Below are 17,175 nucleotides of genomic sequence, written 5' to 3'. Positions count from 1 at the left end.
ATCATCTATATAATTTATTATTGTATATATATTCTTCCACGGCTTTTGGGACAAGTCCGAATATAGACTCATTATTCTCTACCTTTTCCCTTATAAGTGTAGAAGATATGTCCAGATAAGGTGCTTCTATCAGCTCCATATTTTCTGTTATCTTTACTTTGTGACCGCGTCTGGAATATACAAGTACCTTTGCATTTTCCAGTATTTCCTTATAATCCTTCCATGTATGAAATGTTTCTGCGGAGTCCCCGCCTATTATTTCATAAAATTCATTTCCCGGATATTGTTTCTTTAGCGCGAGCAAAGTATCCAGCGTATAGGAAATTATTTTTGCATCAATTTCCACTCTGGATATCTCATATTTTTTCTTATTTCCCAGTGCCAGCTTAAGCATATTATATCTGTGCTCTGAGTCTTCCAGATCGCTTATTTCCTTATGATAAGGTTTATATAACGGAACCCATATTATCTTATCCAGTTTTACCCTGTCAAGTATCCATTCGGCCACTTTCAGATGCCCGTTATGCACAGGATTAAAACTTCCTCCGTAGATGCCTATTTTCATAAATATCCCTCTTTTTTCAGATATCCGTATATTATTTCTTTTTCAGGACTTAAAGCTGTACCCGGATTTAGTTCCAGACTGTTCATACTGTATTTTCCCTGCTTTTTTTTATAAATATCACTATACAGTATGTCTGCACGGTATTTATTAAAATAACTCATATATTCCGCAGAATCATGTCTTATATACTCCAGTTCGGAGCTCGAAAAATAATTCAGCAGATTTTTAGTAAATTCAATATTATATGTTACTTTTTCACATAATAATTCAAATAAAAATACCTTTATCAGTTTATTCACATCTGAGGATATAAAAGCATATTTATAAACTATTTCCAGAAACAGTCCCCTGTCTCTCAAAAAAAGCTCGTTTCCAAGTCTTATAGTATGAATACCGTCTTTATTTAAAAGTGCACGCCAAAATTTGTCACTTAATTCAGGAATGCTGTATTTTGACAGCCTGTCTATCTTTTTTATCTTATCTTTAAAGCATTTGCCCAGTTCATTATTTACAAGATCAAGAATACTGCTGTCCCCGGTATTGTAATAAATAAAAGCAAGCTCAAGCACCCAGGACGGTTCTTTTTCACTGATTTTCAGATCCTGATTTATTTTAAAATATTTTCTTTTCTCAAAATTTCCCTGATATTTTTCCACAAATTCATGAAAGTTTTCAGGAAGATTTTCATTTTTAATGTTCATTGTACCTCCGTATCACAGTATATTAAAACTTATTTTCAAAATCAAAAGATTTTCAATATTTTTGTTTATTTTTACTATATCTTTTTCTGTGGTAATAACAAAGTCATAATCCTTTGCTTCCCTTATAATTTCATCTATTTCCACATCAGAATATACATGATGATCTGAAAATTTTATTTCATCAAGTTTACCTGACCCCAGCTTTAATATTGATTTTTTAAAATTTTCAGGACTGGCAATAGAAGAAAATAAAAGTACTTTTTTATCTTTTATAACACTGAAATCAAATTTTTCAAGCTTCTGGTTATAAAAGTAATCTTCTTTATGCTCGGCAAGAAATAAAGGCTTGTTGTATTTTTCAAGCTTTTTTATCACAGGCTCTGCCGCCTGCATTCCTGTATAGTTTACTTTGGTTATTATTATTTCATCTGCCCTTTTTATTCCTGCGAGACTTTCACGCAGTCTTCCCTTGGGAAGCAGATGGTTTCCACCAAAGGGATTAGTTGCATCTATTAAAAGGATATTTTTATCTCTGAAAAGTTTTCTGTGCTGATATCCGTCATCTAATATTATTACATCCACATCATATTTTTCTTTAAGCAGCCTGGCACCGGAATAACGGTCTTTGGCTACTGCAACGGGAATTTTCAGATTCAGTGCATGAAGATAAGTCTCGTCTCCTGCTTCGAGAGCCGTGGCATATATCTCTTTTTCATCCCTGACAATCATGGGGTCTTCTTTTCTTTTTCCGTTATATCCTCTGCTCAATACAGCAACTTTTTTATTTTCCATAAGCATTTTTTTTGCAAAATACTGAACTGCCGGTGTTTTCCCTGTTCCTCCCGCAGTTATATTCCCTACACATATTATTGTTGTATTTTCCACCTTTTTTGCCTTTAAAATATTAAAATCATACAATTTATTTCTGATACCTGTTATCAGTCCGTAAATTAACGATAAAAAGTACATAAGTACCACCATTCCCGGAATTTTATTTCTCATCTTCCATAAGTTCTTCATAATATTCAGTCAGACGTCTGAATCTGTTTCTTATCCCCGATTTTGATATATTCATAAGATCTGCCAGTTCCTGAAGTGAAAGGTCAGGATTCTCAATTCTCATTCTGGCTGTTTCCTGCAATACATCGGAAAGATTATTCAGACCTGCTGCCTCATCTATTTTCTCGATCATTTTCAGCTGTTTTTCCGAAGTAGAGATTTTTCTGGTTTCATTGGCTATCTCCCAGTTCATATTTCTGTTTACTTTATTTCTGATTTCTTTATTTATGATTGTATCTTCATATTTAAAAAATGTAGATACTGCATTTATTATAATCAATATATCCAGTATATCTTCCGAATTTCTTATATATACCAGATTTTTATTCTTTTTATCAGCCTGAAAAACTCTTTTTCCTATTTTTTTAAATAAATAGTACAAAAATGTGGCTGCATCTTCAGTATCTATAAAAAAGTCCAGTGCGTAGCCTTTTTCAGGGGATTTTATATATCCGCAGCTGAGAAAGTAACCCTTTATCAGACCCTTGAATATATTTTCATTCATAGATGATTCGAGATTTTTGAATTCAAAAATACTTTTCAAAAATTCAATATATCCTTTCTGAAAAGGTATTATTACTTCATATACCTTATGAATTCCCAGCTTTTTGCTGGTCAGGTATCTCAGCTGAATAGTAAGTCCTGCGGCTTTTTTCATATTAGAGTATACCCTTTTTGCCAAAGCTATATTTTCAGTACTTAATCTTATTTCATTTTCTTTTATGGAATTTTTAGCCATGAATATTCCTAAAAGCTCTGCCAGATTTTCACTGTTATTTTCATTTGGCACATTAAAAAGTTCACTTTTTACATTTGCAGAATAAGACATTTTCTCTCCCGGAAATTATATTGTTTCTGTTAATCAGAAACAAGTATTTTTATATTGCCCTTCAAACACTGTTATTCTATTTATCTGCTGAATTTTTTTAATAATATTTTGCAAGAACACTGTCAAGATAATCCAGATTATACAATGTTTTTATTTCTGAATATTCAAAATAATGGAATACTTTTTTTGCTGATAAAAATAAATATCCGTCGTCCAGCTTTACTATTCTATAAAAATCCTCATATTTTAATGCTCCTCCCCGGTCATCATCCGAGTCAAACTCTACTCTGTCGAGATAAAATTTTATTCTTATAGTAAGTCCCATAAGATTATTTGGTATGGATTTAATAATTTTGCTTGAACGTCTTAATATTTTCATTCTGAAAGTTACAAAACAAAAAATCAGATACAATATTACCACTATTATACACGCAGCTATATAATACTTTCCTTTCAGATATTTATCCACATTGGTATAATAATAAGCTCCTGCCAGCATTGCTATCAGCACTACCAAAAATAATGAAGTCAAAAATTCGTAGCTTTTCATATACACAAATTTGAACCCTCTTTTTAATTTATACTTATTCAGATGATATTCCGGAATCTCGGCTATTACTCTATTTCTATCCATTTTGATTTCTCCCTTTATTAGAATCTTTTTCCTGATGACGACATCTATACTAGAGTTTTATGCTTTATATAATTTTAGAAATTCGTAATTTTGGCAACGCAGTTATAAAGCTAAAATATTTTTTATTAATCATTTAATTTTTCAAACTTTTTATTTCTTCTCTCTATTTTATCAGAAATTAAAAATATTTTATACAGGAAATTTCATTTTTAATCTAATGTTTTCTTATTGCTGCCTTTTATAGGTATTTTTTCTCCTAAATATTTTGGTTTTCTGTTAAACATAACATCAAAAAAAGCCTTTACCCGTGATATCTTATCTCTCCCCCTGTTATATTTCGTATCATACATCCCCCCCGGATTGGAAACCACCCCGTATGCATTCATCCCTTTCTTTCTGGCTATATATACAGATCTCGGAAGATGAAATTTTTGTGTTATGACAATTACATCGTCTATTTCAAATATCTCCTTTGCCCTCACCATAGAGCTGTATGTATCAAAGCCTGCATGATCCAGAAAAATATCCTCGATAGGTATTCCTTTTTTCAAAAGATAATTTTTCATAGAATTTACCTCATCATAATTCTTCTGACCGTGATCTCCCGAAACAAGTATTCTTTTTATCTTTCCCGCTTTATATAATTCTGCAGTCTTATCAAGCCTCTGTCTTACCACTCCTGAGGGAGTGCCGTTATCAAAGACCATTGACCCCAGAACAAGTCCCGTATAAGTTTTCGGAGCCTCCTCCACATCAGAAAATATATATTTTTTTGTACTGTATTGTATGTATATATTTATAAACACTGCTCCTATAAATAGAACCAGCAGTATTTTAAATATTATAACCACTTTTTTCATGTCTCCCCTCTCTTAATTTACTCTTGTTAATTGTGCCGTTCTTCTTCTTCCCAGTACCAGAGGTACTGTTTCTACCTCTACATTGCTGGTATCCAAACCAAACCATTTTGCCGGCGTTACAGTATACTTTTTTACAAACAGCTTCAAATTCATTATAAATTCCTGAAATTTCGGAAGCTGTCCCTCGTTAGACAAGGCTTCCTGTATTATAACAAATTTAAAATCCCCTGCCTGATTGCCGGATTCAGAAAAATATCCTTTTTGATACGGATTCAGTTCACCTGTTGCCAGCAGCTCGTTAACTATCTGACGTAAAAATACATTTATTCTCTGATCTACCTTAAATCCAAGTCTGAATTGTATTTTTATTGCCTGATTCGGTATCGCATTATTTACTTTATATTCCATCGTAAAAGGCTCATCAGTAACCAAAACATTTATAAACCAGTATATTTCTGCTCTTTTAGGCTGTTTATTCAAAATAGAATACATTACCTTTCTTTCTACTTCCTCTTCATTCGGCGTATTTGTCAGATATACTAGATTAGTAGCATATTTAGGTATATCTACATCTTCCTGAAGAGCAGTCAGCTGTTCTTCATAAAGTTTTATCTGTACATTTTCAGCCAGTCCTTCTTTTATGCTCTTTCCTCTTATCCAGACATACATCAGGAACATTATCATAAGACCTATAAGCACTGTAATATAACCGCCGTGAAAAAACTTAAAGAGATTGGCATATAGAAATATCCCCTCAATTGTACCGTATACACATAAAAATATTACCGAAAAAATCACAGGATACTGCTTAAATCTCAGATAATTATAGAATAACACAGTAGTCATCAGCATTGTTATTGTGATTGATAAACCATATGCAGCTTCCATATTGGAAGATTTTTTAAAGTGAAATAATACAAGCATACATCCCAGCCATAATACCGTGTTTATTGCGGGAATATAAAGCTGTCCTTTTAAATCCGAAGGATAATTTATATTAAGTCTGGGAAATATATTCAGCTTTATTGCTTCCGATACCAGTGTAAAAGATCCAGATATCAGCGCCTGACTTGCTATTATTGCTGCCAGTGTGGATATTATTATACCCGGAATCAAAAACCATGACGGCATAATATTATAAAAAGGATTTCCTGACAGAATCTGTCCGTCATGCTTAGAAAGCCATGCTGCCTGTCCCAGATAATTCAAAATAAGTGATATTTTTACATAAACCCATGTATAGTGTATATTTTTTTTACCGCAGTGTCCCAGATCAGAATAAAGAGCCTCTGCTCCGGTCGTACACAGAAATACCGCCCCCAAAATCATAATTCCCAAAGGATTGGTAATAAGGAGCTTTATTCCGTAATATGGATTTATTGCTTTTATTACTTCCGGATAAGTCACGAGTTCTTTTACCCCGAGAACTGCAAGCATAAAAAACCATAATGTCATTACAGGCCCGAAAACTCTTCCTACCACTGCTGTTCCGAATCTCTGGAAAAGAAAAAGTACCGTAATTATAATTGCTACTATTATGACTATTTCATCTGTTTCAAGAGGTATTATAGTGACTAGTCCTTCTATTGCAGAAGTTACAGTTACCGGCGGTGTTATCATGCCGTCAGCAAGAAGTGCCGAACCGCCTATAACAGCAGGAACCAAAAGCCATTTCGCTCTTTTTCTGATTATTGTATATAATGAAAAAATTCCTCCCTCACCGTTATTATCTGCATTTAAAGTTAAAAAAACATATTTTATTGTTGTCTGCAGGGTCAGAGTCCATATAACAAGTGATACTCCCCCCAATACAAAAGATAAATCAATTATGTTACTGTTTCCTCGTATTATTGCTGACATTACATATAAAGGAGATGTCCCGATATCTCCGTAAATTACCCCTAAAGTGACAATTAAAGTGGCTAATGTTACTTTATTTATATTATGCGATTGCTTATTGTTCATTACTTATCACTCATTTCATTATTTTTAAATATTTTTTTCTTTGATTATTCCTTCTTTATATGAAGTTAACAAATACTTTAATTCTGATATTTCTTCCGATATTTCCATACCTATATCGGTATCTTTCACAAATTTTCTGTCACTTTTTCTGACTACTTCACTTATTGTAAGAATATCATGCCCGGACTCTATTGCTTCCTGTGTAGATATAAACGGTCCGTGTGTAGTAAGAAGCAGTCCGTATGAATTATAAATCAGAGTATATCCTGCTATACCGGTTTTTTTCTGATATGCTTTGGAAAGTCCGCCGTCTATTACCAGAAGCTTTCCGTTGGCTTTTATGGGGCTTTCTCCTTTTCTTACAATTACAGGCATATGACCGTTTATTATATGTGATTTTGTTATATCCAGATCAAAATTTTCCAATATCATATTACATACTTTTTCTTTATCCCGATGTACAAAATACGGGTTCTCTATTTCTTTATGGGTAAGCTTGTCCGCAATAAAATATCTTTCAAATGTCGCCATTTTATCTTTTCCGAACAAAGGCGAGTCTTTATGGCACCACAGATACCAGAAAAAATCCGACCCGAATTTCTTTTTCGGTTTATTTTCTGTGAGATAATACTCTCTTATCAGCATGTCAATTTTATCAAGAAAATTTTTCCCGTAATAAAATTTTCCAAATATCTCTATTTTCTTAAATTCTTTGTTTTCTTCCATAGGAATACATGCATGATACAGTAAATTAGAATTATATTTCAAATAAATTCCGCCTTTTAAAATTAAAAATTTTACATGTTTCTGCAGTTTCTCACTTTTTTGAAAACTGTTTTTAAGTTTTTCTGTAAGTTCCTCTTCTTCTTTATTTAGTTTATACGGATCAACAGTATCAAATGTGGGAAAGTCAGTATCAAGCATATGATAATCCTTACCGTCTATTCTCACTGTCTTCTTTGAAAAATCAATTTTATCAAGAAAAAGTCTGTCATCCATATTATATTCAGGACTTTCTTTAATGATTTTTCCTTCCAGCTTCAGCTGTATCACGGTAACTGCTTTATGCATCTGGGCAATCAGCTTTATATCATCCAGTGATATATTTTCATCATTATTTATTTTTGGTTCAAATATCTTACAATTTGTATTTTTATATGTTTTCATTGCAAATCTTGCAAGAGGCAGTAAATTTATGCCGTAGCCGTCCTCTACACTCTCAAGGTTATTATACTTCATGCAGATTCTGAGTACATTATAAATACATGCGGTAGAACCTGCCGCTGCCCCGGCCCACAGAATGTCATGATTTCCCCATTGTATATCAAGGGAATGATGGTTCATCAGCTCGTCCATTACGAGATGCGGAGCCGGCCCCCTGTCATAAATATCTCCTACTATATGCAGATGATCTACTGCAAGCCTTCTTATTACTTTAGATAATTCTACAATAAAGTCATCAGCCCTGTTGAGCTCTATTATTGACTCCAGTATACCGTTATAATACTGCTTGCGGTCGATATTATTATAGGAATTTTCATGCAGAAGCTCTTCAATGATATAAGAATAATTCTCAGGCAGGGCTTTTCTCACCTTAGAACGGCTGTATTTTGAAGAAACCACCTTACATAGTATAACCAGTCTTTCAAGTGTTACTTTATACCAGTTTTTCTGATCTCTGTGTTTCGCTTTAGCTTTAAGCCATTCTTTCGGATAATAAACCAAAGTCGCAAGATCTTTTTTCTCCTGAAGCATTAAGTCGCTGAATTCTTCGTCTATCTTCATTCTGATATAACCGGAAGCATTTCTTAATATATGGCTGAATGATTCATATTCGCCGTGTATATCAGTTATAAAATGCTCTGTTGATTTAGGAAGATTAAGTATTGCTTCGAGATTAATTATTTCCTTCGACACCTTTGCAATATTATCATAATATTTTGATAAAATTTTACAATAATTATTAAGCATGAAACCTCCTTTATTATCACCTGTTATTATACATGATTTTTAGATAATTTGAAACCTATAAAACGATTTTATATACTAAAAATTATTATAATAAAAAATCCTCCTTGTTTCCAGGAAGGAAATTTCATTTTATACTGTTAATATTGAAGTTTTTGTAGAAAATAAACAACTATGGGTATTTCTATAAAAGAAATTAACATTGATATAGAAATAAGCTTTGATACAAATTTAGTATCCAGCCTTGCAAAAAGCGAAAAATTCAGAAGGCTTGACGCTACAGGCGACACTATTATAAGCATAAATGCACTTTTGATATAAAATTCTATATTCAGATTATAAATTATCAAAAGAATTATAAACTTCAGTATCTCTTTGGCAAAAACTATTTTTATACTTTCTTTCAGCTCGCCCAGTCTAAAATTAAAAAATAATCCGAGAGAAAACAGCATTGAAAAACCTGTAAGATTCCCAAGCTGGTTTAAAAAATCCTCTACAGGTGTAAAAAATTTTATTCCTGCAAAATTACATGCCAATGCAAGAGCTAAAGCTATTATCCCGGGAGCGGTAAATACCTTTTTTGCCAGATCTCTTTTACGCTCTGCTCCTACTATATATGCATATGATACTGCATAAACAAATATAGAATTTCCGAAATCCAAAAGTCCCAGTCTCCAGACATTTTCTTCACCAAATATCGCTATATAAAACGGGTATAAAAAACCTATATTTGCCATTGAAAAATAACCCGCTACTATTTTCATAGTATCTTTTTCAGTTTTTTTTATCTTCAAATATGTGAGAACCATTATTGCTATAAACAGATACATTACCAGAATTACCAGCGGATATGCCAGATATCCGGGCGTAAAGTCTATTTTTCTTATTGACTGAAACAGAATTGCCGGAAGAAATATATAAAATGCCATTCTTAACAGCGTATTCCCGTCTTCTTCCTTCAGTATCTTTATTTTCTTCATAAAATAGCCTAGTATAAAGTACATGTTTATAACCATTATTTTTGTCAAAAACATTTTTTCCCCTGTCGTTATATTCTTATTTTATTCATAGTTTATAAATCATATCCACATGCTCTATTCCTAAAACATCATAAGTGTCTGATACAGTTTTAAAACCGCATGATTCATAAAATTTTTCCAGATATTTCTGTGCCCCTATTTTTATCTCCTGCTCTTTTAATTCATCCGTGATGAATTTCACGGCATTTTCCACTATTAATCTTCCAAATTGTTTTCCTCTGTATTTTTCTTTTACAAGAACCCTTCCAAAAGAAATTTTGTCGTATCCGACTCCTTTCGGGACTATTCTTAGATATGCCGCCACTTCTCTGCCGTCCTTATACAAAAGATGATAGCTTTCTGTATCCTTAAAGTCAAGATCCTGATATGCCCCTATCTGACCTACTATAAATACCTCTATTCTTGCCTCTATTAATGCATAAAGCTCGTCAAGCGTAAGTTTGTCATATTTTTTTATAAGCAGTTCCATTTTTTTACTCCTTTGATCATATTATTCTGTTGCGCCCAAACATTTTCTCTGCATATCCAGATGCTTTATTCCGTCCTCGTCATATATATCAGATACAGGCTTAAAATCAAAAGATACATAAAAATCCTTCAGATATTCCTGAGCTCCTATTGTAATTATATATTCCTTCAAATCTTTTTCTATATAATTTATTGCATCCTTTACTATTTCCCTGCCCAGCTTTCTGCTTCTGAATTCCTGTTTTACGCATATTCTTCCCATTGATACGGATTCATAAGAAAGAAACTTCGGAATAATACGCAGATAAGCAGTAATTTCACCATTTTCCCTGTAAAAAATATGTATGGATTCCTTGTCTTTATTGTCAAGCTCACCATACGGACAGTTTTGCTCCACTACAAATATGTCTACCCTCAGCTTAAGGATATCATACAGTTCATTCAGAGTCAGCTCATCGAACTTTTTTATTACTTTTTCCATTATGTATACCTCCGTCTTTATCTTTCCCCCTCATTTACATCCTCCAATAATTTTATCAAAGTAAAAAACATAATAAAGCATTAATAAATTGCCTAGCTGTTTATTATCATAATTATAGCTGCAAATGTAAAGAGTAATCTGTTAATTTCAGGATTAAAATTCATACTGTAAATATATTATTTCAGCTCTCCCCAGTTTTTTCCCACATTGCCGTTTGCTGCAAGCCTTACATTTTTCAGCTTTATTGTATTTTCCATAATATTGTCTATTTCTTTCAGATACTTGTCCACAGACTCATTCTTCACTTCAAAGATAAGTTCATCATGAACCTGAAGCAGCATATTTATATCTTCCTTATCTTTAAATTCTTCATACAGCTTTACCATTACTATTTTTATGATGTTAGCCGCTGTTCCCTGAACGACAGTATTTACAGCCATTCTGTCAGCCTGTGCTTCTATATTTTTATTCGAAGAATTTATTCCAGTAATATATCTTCTTGTCCCATATAATGTTTCTACAAAGCCGTTCAGCTTTGCCTCCTGAAGTACACTATTCAAAAATGTTCTTACTCTGGGATATTCCTCAAAGTACTTATTTATATACAGCTTTGCATCGCCCATAGGTATTTTCAGCTCCTTTGACAGTCCGAAAGGAGTTTTCCCGTATAAAATACTGAAATTTATTACCTTTGCAATACTTCTTTCCTCTCTGCTTACCGGCTCCTCATCTGTTTTAAAAAACAGCTTTCTTGCAGTAAGGTCATGAAGATCTTTGTCCTTTTGGTATGCCAGTATGAGAGTCTCGTCCTCTGACAGTTCTGCCAATACTCTGAGCTCTATCTGTGAATAGTCAAAAGATATAAAGCTCCATCCTTCTTCAGAAACAAATCCTCTTCTTATTTTTATTCCCTCGTCTGTTTTTACCGGGATATTTTGTATATTGGGATTACTTGAAGAAAGTCTTCCTGTAGCAGTACCATTCTGATGAAATGTAGTATGAATTCTGTTTTCACTGTCTGCCAGCTTTGGAAGCGGCTCTACATATGTTGTCAAAAGCTTGGTATAACCTCTGTATTCCAGTATCTTTTCTGCTACCTCCACACCCTGTGCTGCAAGAACTTCAAGAACCTCTACATCTGTCGAATATCCGGTTTTGGTTTTCTTTACCGGATCAAGCATCATTTTTTCAAATAATATTTCCGAAAGCTGCTTTGGAGAATTAATATTAAATTCCTCACCTGCAAGTCCATATATATTTTTCTCAATTTCAGCAAGATTATTTTTCAGCTCGTTTCCATATTTTCCAAAATAGTCCGGATCTATCAGTATGCCTTTTTTCTCCATATCAGCAAGAACAGGAACCAGTTTCTTTTCTATATTTTCATAAACGTTATTCAAGCCTTCTGCTTCCAGACGATGTCCGAGAATTTCCTTTAATCTCGTCATATAATAAGATCTTTTTGTAAGAAACTCCGCTTTTCTTTCAGGAGAAACTTCATCCATATTTTGCTTCTTAAATTCCACCTCATACTTCTCCAAAAGTACCTGAAACTCTGAAAAAATTATACTTTCCAGATCCTGTGCTGCTTCAGTTCCCAATACATACCAGACAAGCATAATATCAAAGTAATCCTTATATTCAAGGCCTGACTTAAAAAGCTCTTTTATATTATAAGCATTTACATTCTTATCCTTAAATTTTTTCAGAAAATCTGCTTTATCTGAAATAATTGCCGCAGGAATATAATAATTCTTTTCTTTATTGGAAATTCCAAATCCCAGCTCATTATCAAATACAGTTACTTCATCACCTATTATTTTTGTTATTTCCTCTGCCTTTTCCAAAGTCTCTATTATTTCATACTGAAACGGAGTCTCTTTTTTTTCCTCTTTCACAGCAGGTATTTTTTCCTGTACAGCTGTCTGAAATAAAGTTCCCTGAAGCGGATTCGCGATCTTTTTCGCACGCTCTGCATCCTCAAGAAATCTTTTGAATTCCATTTCTTTATATAAAGGTATGAGCTTATCCATATTTTTTTCTTCATATTTAAGCTTTTCTTTATTATATTCTACATCAAGATCCATATGAACTGTTGCCAGTTCTCTGCTCAAAAATGCATTTTCTTTTTCATTTTCCAGCTTTTCTTTTCTTTTCCCCTTTATCTCTTCTATATTCTCATATAATGTTTCAAGATTTCCGTATTTTGATATCAGCTCCACTCCGGTTTTAGGCCCTATTCCCTGTATTCCCGGAATTCCGTCCGACTTATCTCCCATAAGACCGAAAAGATCTATTACCTGATCAGGTCTTACTCCGAGATATTCTACTACATCCTGCTCTGTCTGTATATATTTAAACTGGCTTTTACCGTCTCCTTTTCCCAGCAGTGCTATATTTATATTATCCTTTATAAGCTGCATAAGATCTTTATCACCTGTTACTATAAATACCTCATTATTATCATCCGAAAACTTCTTGGCAAGCGTGGCAATGACATCGTCCGCCTCGTAGCCGTCTACTTTATACTTAGGTATATTATAGGCATCCAAAACTTCCATTATTTTAGGAATCTGATATACCAGTTCTTCCGGCATATCCTCTCTGTGAGCTTTATACTCAGTAAGCTCTGAGGTTCTTTTCAGCTCGGATCTCTTGACATCAAGGCAGGCAACCAGATAATCAGGAGAAAACTCCTTTATTATAAGGTTCAGGGTATTTATAAAACCATATGTCGCACCTGTAGCTTTCCCCTTGGAATTCCTCATTCCCATAAGAGCAAAGTGTGTTCTGTACATAATGGCACTTGTATCTAATATTACGGCTTTTGGCATTTTTTTTCTCCTTTATTTCTGTTTTTTATTATCTATTATTCTTTTATTCTGTAATATTATACCATAATTCATCGGGCATAAAAAATCTTTTTCAATTCAGTATATAAAAAGATTTTTATGTTTAAAATATAAAAGCCGGAATAATCCACTTTCTCTGATTATTCCGGCAGAAATCAAACTTAATATGACTTCCAGTTGCCTACTTTTTTGGAATTTTCGTACTTTCCTTCCTCCACAAGGCTCAGACTGTCATCATAAACCTTCATATATCCTGTTCCGTTTTTAAAAGTCGTTTTATATAAAATTTTGTAATTCTTGTCCCTTACTTCCTGCACGCCATCGGCTATAAACATATTTTTTGATGAATTATACACATAATTATTCATAAACGACCCGTTTTCAAAATAATTATATACAGTAAGTCTGTTATCCAGCAAAATATAAAACAACTTTACATTTTCATTTCCAAGGACATCAGAAATATATTTATTTATGGAAGCATAGCTGTTTCCTCCTATTATATAGGAATTATCAGCTTTTATAATGTCATTATATACAGTATATGTACTGCAGTGACCTGTGGTAGAATACCGTACCTGCCCTACCGCTGCCAGATTTTTATAATTATTTTTATTTATCTGATAATTTTTATAATAAAGTCTCCCGGCTGTAATAAAGTATTCGTTGTTTTCAGCTCTGTAACCTTCATCTCCCTGTCTTTTCAGCTTTAATTCGTTATCACTTTTATAAAAATTTTCAAGATCATACTTTTTTTTCAAAATTCTTGGTTTTTCCACATCAGTATCTACCTTTTTGTTGTCATAATATATACCGTCTCCTTTTATTACCACACCCTCAGGTCTCGGACGCTCCCTTGTTTCCACACATGCTATCTCCGATGCACTGAATGTTCCTACGGACAATAATGTCATTAACATTAATATCACCTTTTTCACGATAAAATCACCTCTTATCATAATATTTTAGTAATACTTAAATATATTTTTATTATAATACTTTAGTGTATAATTTACAAGAAATAATCATTTTATTCCCGATTTTATAAAATAACAGCCTGCTAATTCCTGTATGACCGCCATATAATTAAAAGGCTTCCTAAAAAAGCCTTTTTAACAGTCATAAATATTTATTTAAAATAATGTCGTCTTTCGTTCCATTTCACACCCAAGCCAGTTTATAATTCCTTTTGTTTTCTCAAATGAGCTGCTGTTCAAAAAATCTTTCTCATTTTCAGGATTTCCCCATACAGACGGATGATTATGTTTGATTATTTCTCCGCTTTTTATATTTTTCTCAAATGCCTGCACATCTTTTCCCCATAAAAAATATGTGATATTTTTATTTTTTTCTGAGATAAATTCCAGCAGTTCCTGTGTAAAAGGTGTCCAAAATTTACTATGATCAGCTGCTTTTGTTTCCGCAATTGTCAAAACCGTATTCAAAAGAAGTACTCCGTTTTTCTGCCAGTATTTAAAAATTTTGTCCGGAGGAAGAATATTAAATATATGCTTTTCTATATCTTCCCTTATATAATTCAAATCTTTTGAAGTGCCCATATATGTTTTATAAAGCAATTTCAGTATGTTTCTCAAAGAATTATTCAGTTCGGGATCAGTCCATGAATTTTTTTCCATTTCCAATGCAAGTCCTGTTGCGGTATTTCCCTGAGTATACGGCTCTTTTACCGGTATACATATTTTTTGTTCCGAAAGCGGCTCTGAAAATACTTTAAATATAAGATTTTCCTTTGGATTATATGATATATTTTTTATTTTTAATTCTCTTATAAAATTTCTTACAGCTTCTATTCTTTCATAAGTAAAAAACTCAAAATATTCGTCATTTATATTATATTCCTGCATAAAGCCGCGTCTTTCAATATCAGTTTCCTCATTTTTCAATATTTTCAGACTTAATATATTATAATCCATTCCAAGTGTGAATATTCTTTCATCATTGGCCTTTATTTTCAAAATATCGCCTTTATGAAGATTCAGCTTTTTCTCTATTCTGAATTTTTCGTCTGTTATGATTAATTCTCCCGAAGAGAGACCTAGAAGGTAATTTTCCTTTGTCTTTTCAATGTAAGATATGCGATAGTCGCTTATCTTCACGGAATTATAAAGCTCTTTTGTGATCACATCCCATATTTCCACTTCTCCGTCTTCTGTGCCTGCAATATATTGAAGTTCTGATATACTTGAGTATATATGATTTTTTACAGTTTTTATATTAAAAATCTCTTCCAGCTTCTCATCAAAAATACTTATGGTATTTTCCTGTGAATGAAGTGCACGATGCTTTAATACTATATTTTCACCGTTTACATATATTTTGTATTTCCCTCTGTTTTCATTATTTTTATTAATAACAGGCTTTTTTATAGTCATTTCGGAATTAGGATTATATGAATAAAGAGTATCGTCCATCAGATATATTATCTTCCCATTTGTGGTAAAATTTATATAATCAGGTGTTCTTTCCATAGAAAACACTGTTTTGGACGCTTTATGTTTTCTGTCATAATATTTGAAAATCTCCCCGTACATAGTCAGAACAAGAAAAGAATTTGATACAAAGAGCTGATTTTCTTCCTTTATAAATTTTACTCCCTCTATATTCTTCAATTTTCCGCCGAGTTCCTTAATAATTACTTTTCCTTCCAAATCCTGCGATACAAAATAAAGCTTCTTCCCCACAGCAACAAGGTCTTTATTAACAGGATCCAGATCAAAATCCTTTAATCCTTTTTCATTTATTAACTTTTTATCCAATATTACTTTCATACAAAACCGCCATCAATTATTTTTTCTTATTATAACACTTAAAACACTATAAAAGAAAGATACTTTTATAATTTTTTTACAGAATTCTGTATTTTCCGATTATAACTGTCTGCAAAATATGAAAATACAAAAATTTCACCTGATCTGAATACAGCTCCGGAATATTTAGTCAGCTCTTTTTTATTCTCTGCGCCTGCCCGAAAAACATAAAATAATCCGGTCTGTGTCTTGACTGCGTATACTCGAACATTATCCCGTCAGCATTATAGGTATAATTACTTATTACCGCTACACAGTTATATTCTTGGAGATTCAGGTATCTGAAATCGTCTTTTCCGGCTTTTTCCACGGTAATAATACGTTTGGTCGTAATTACCTTTTCATTCAGCTCGTTTTCTATATATTCATATATGGAATCCTCTGCTATCTCCAGGGTAAGATCCTTTACTATATCTTTCCTGTAATAATTATGGTCTATTATCAATGCCTGACTGTCCATAAATCTTACTCTCTGAATATAATATATATCAGTTCCTTCAGGAATACCAGTTTTTCTGCTTATGCTCTCATCAGCAGTCAGCTCGGAAAAACAGACAACTTTTGTTTTATTTTCACTGCTGTTTCTTATGCCGGCCTCTTTAAAGCTCTCAATATCCCCAAGCATGAAATCCGGTTTTTTATGCTGTTCATATATTACATACACACCTTTTCCGTGAAGGCTCTGTACATAACCGCTTGATGCCAGCTGTGCCACTGCTCTTCTTAATGTATTGCGCGAACATTTATATTCCTTTACCAAATTATTTTCAGATGGAAGCTTTTGCTGGTTTTTATATACTTCCGACTCGATTTTTTCCTTAAGGTCTTCATATATCTTGTCATATTTTATTTTTCCCATTTTTCTTCCTTCATCATTTATTTTTTTGATTATATCATATTATTTTTTCTCTTATTAATATATTTC

At 32.8% G+C, this 17,175-nt stretch carries 15 protein-coding genes; all 15 read right to left on the bottom strand.

Annotated elements, in window-relative coordinates:
* Position 1: 1 nt before the first annotated feature.
* The 15 genes from nadD to treR all read right to left on the bottom strand — a co-directional run bounded on the left by nadD (position 2) and on the right by treR (position 17,109).
* Complete coding sequence (gene nadD / locus STERM_RS09985) at positions 2-565, bottom strand: nicotinate (nicotinamide) nucleotide adenylyltransferase (protein ID WP_012861479.1); 564 nt, start codon at positions 563-565, stop codon at positions 2-4.
* Positions 562-1,266: a hypothetical protein gene (locus STERM_RS09980; protein ID WP_012861478.1), complete on the bottom strand. Its 705-nt coding sequence runs from the start codon at positions 1,264-1,266 to the stop codon at positions 562-564. The genes nadD and STERM_RS09980 overlap by 4 nt, the downstream gene beginning before the upstream one ends.
* 12 nt (positions 1,267-1,278) lie before the next feature.
* Positions 1,279-2,286 (bottom strand): tetraacyldisaccharide 4'-kinase, encoded by a 1,008-nt coding sequence (gene lpxK / locus STERM_RS09975; RefSeq protein ID WP_244407253.1) that lies wholly within the window; start codon positions 2,284-2,286, stop codon positions 1,279-1,281.
* Positions 2,258-3,154 carry a DNA-binding protein WhiA gene (gene whiA, locus STERM_RS09970; protein ID WP_012861476.1) on the bottom strand — a complete coding sequence of 299 codons (897 nt, stop codon included), beginning with the start codon at positions 3,152-3,154 and terminating at the stop codon, positions 2,258-2,260. Before whiA ends, lpxK begins: the two co-directional genes overlap by 29 nt.
* A 97-nt stretch (positions 3,155-3,251) precedes the next feature.
* Complete coding sequence (locus STERM_RS09965) at positions 3,252-3,788, bottom strand: hypothetical protein (protein ID WP_012861475.1); 537 nt, start codon at positions 3,786-3,788, stop codon at positions 3,252-3,254.
* Positions 3,789-3,997: 209 nt separating this feature from the next.
* Complete coding sequence (locus STERM_RS09960) at positions 3,998-4,648, bottom strand: SanA/YdcF family protein (protein ID WP_012861474.1); 651 nt, start codon at positions 4,646-4,648, stop codon at positions 3,998-4,000.
* A gap of 12 nt (positions 4,649-4,660) precedes the next feature.
* Positions 4,661-6,613 (bottom strand): KUP/HAK/KT family potassium transporter, encoded by a 1,953-nt coding sequence (locus tag STERM_RS09955; RefSeq protein ID WP_012861473.1) that lies wholly within the window; start codon positions 6,611-6,613, stop codon positions 4,661-4,663.
* Between the two features lie 24 nt (positions 6,614-6,637).
* Positions 6,638-8,584: a fructose-bisphosphatase class III gene (locus STERM_RS09950; protein WP_012861472.1), complete on the bottom strand. Its 1,947-nt coding sequence runs from the start codon at positions 8,582-8,584 to the stop codon at positions 6,638-6,640.
* A gap of 137 nt (positions 8,585-8,721) precedes the next feature.
* Complete coding sequence (locus tag STERM_RS09945; RefSeq protein WP_012861471.1) at positions 8,722-9,615, bottom strand: AEC family transporter; 894 nt, start codon at positions 9,613-9,615, stop codon at positions 8,722-8,724.
* A 31-nt stretch (positions 9,616-9,646) separates the two neighbouring features.
* The gene (locus STERM_RS09940; RefSeq protein WP_012861470.1) at positions 9,647-10,090 is read right to left on the bottom strand and encodes a GNAT family N-acetyltransferase; all 444 of its coding nucleotides are present in this window, start codon (positions 10,088-10,090) and stop codon (positions 9,647-9,649) included.
* A 21-nt stretch (positions 10,091-10,111) separates the two neighbouring features.
* A complete protein-coding gene (locus tag STERM_RS09935) occupies positions 10,112-10,570 on the bottom strand; it encodes a GNAT family N-acetyltransferase (RefSeq protein ID WP_012861469.1) in 459 nt (152 codons plus the stop codon).
* A 176-nt stretch (positions 10,571-10,746) separates the two neighbouring features.
* Complete coding sequence (gene polA, locus STERM_RS09930; RefSeq protein WP_012861468.1) at positions 10,747-13,404, bottom strand: DNA polymerase I; 2,658 nt, start codon at positions 13,402-13,404, stop codon at positions 10,747-10,749.
* Between the two features lie 179 nt (positions 13,405-13,583).
* Entirely contained in the window at positions 13,584-14,360 is a 777-nt protein-coding gene (locus tag STERM_RS09925) for a hypothetical protein (protein ID WP_012861467.1), read from the bottom strand.
* Positions 14,361-14,555: 195 nt separating this feature from the next.
* On the bottom strand, positions 14,556-16,211 hold the full coding sequence (locus STERM_RS09920; RefSeq protein WP_012861466.1) for a uracil-DNA glycosylase: 1,656 nt from the start codon (positions 16,209-16,211) through the stop codon (positions 14,556-14,558).
* Positions 16,212-16,380: 169 nt separating this feature from the next.
* Positions 16,381-17,109 (bottom strand): trehalose operon repressor, encoded by a 729-nt coding sequence (gene treR / locus STERM_RS09915; RefSeq protein ID WP_012861465.1) that lies wholly within the window; start codon positions 17,107-17,109, stop codon positions 16,381-16,383.
* Between the last annotated feature and the right edge of the window lie 66 nt (positions 17,110-17,175).

Origin of the sequence: Sebaldella termitidis ATCC 33386 (assembly GCF_000024405.1) — a bacterium.
Classification (GTDB): domain Bacteria; phylum Fusobacteriota; class Fusobacteriia; order Fusobacteriales; family Leptotrichiaceae; genus Sebaldella; species Sebaldella termitidis.
This window is presented reverse-complemented; position numbering and strand designations above follow the sequence as displayed.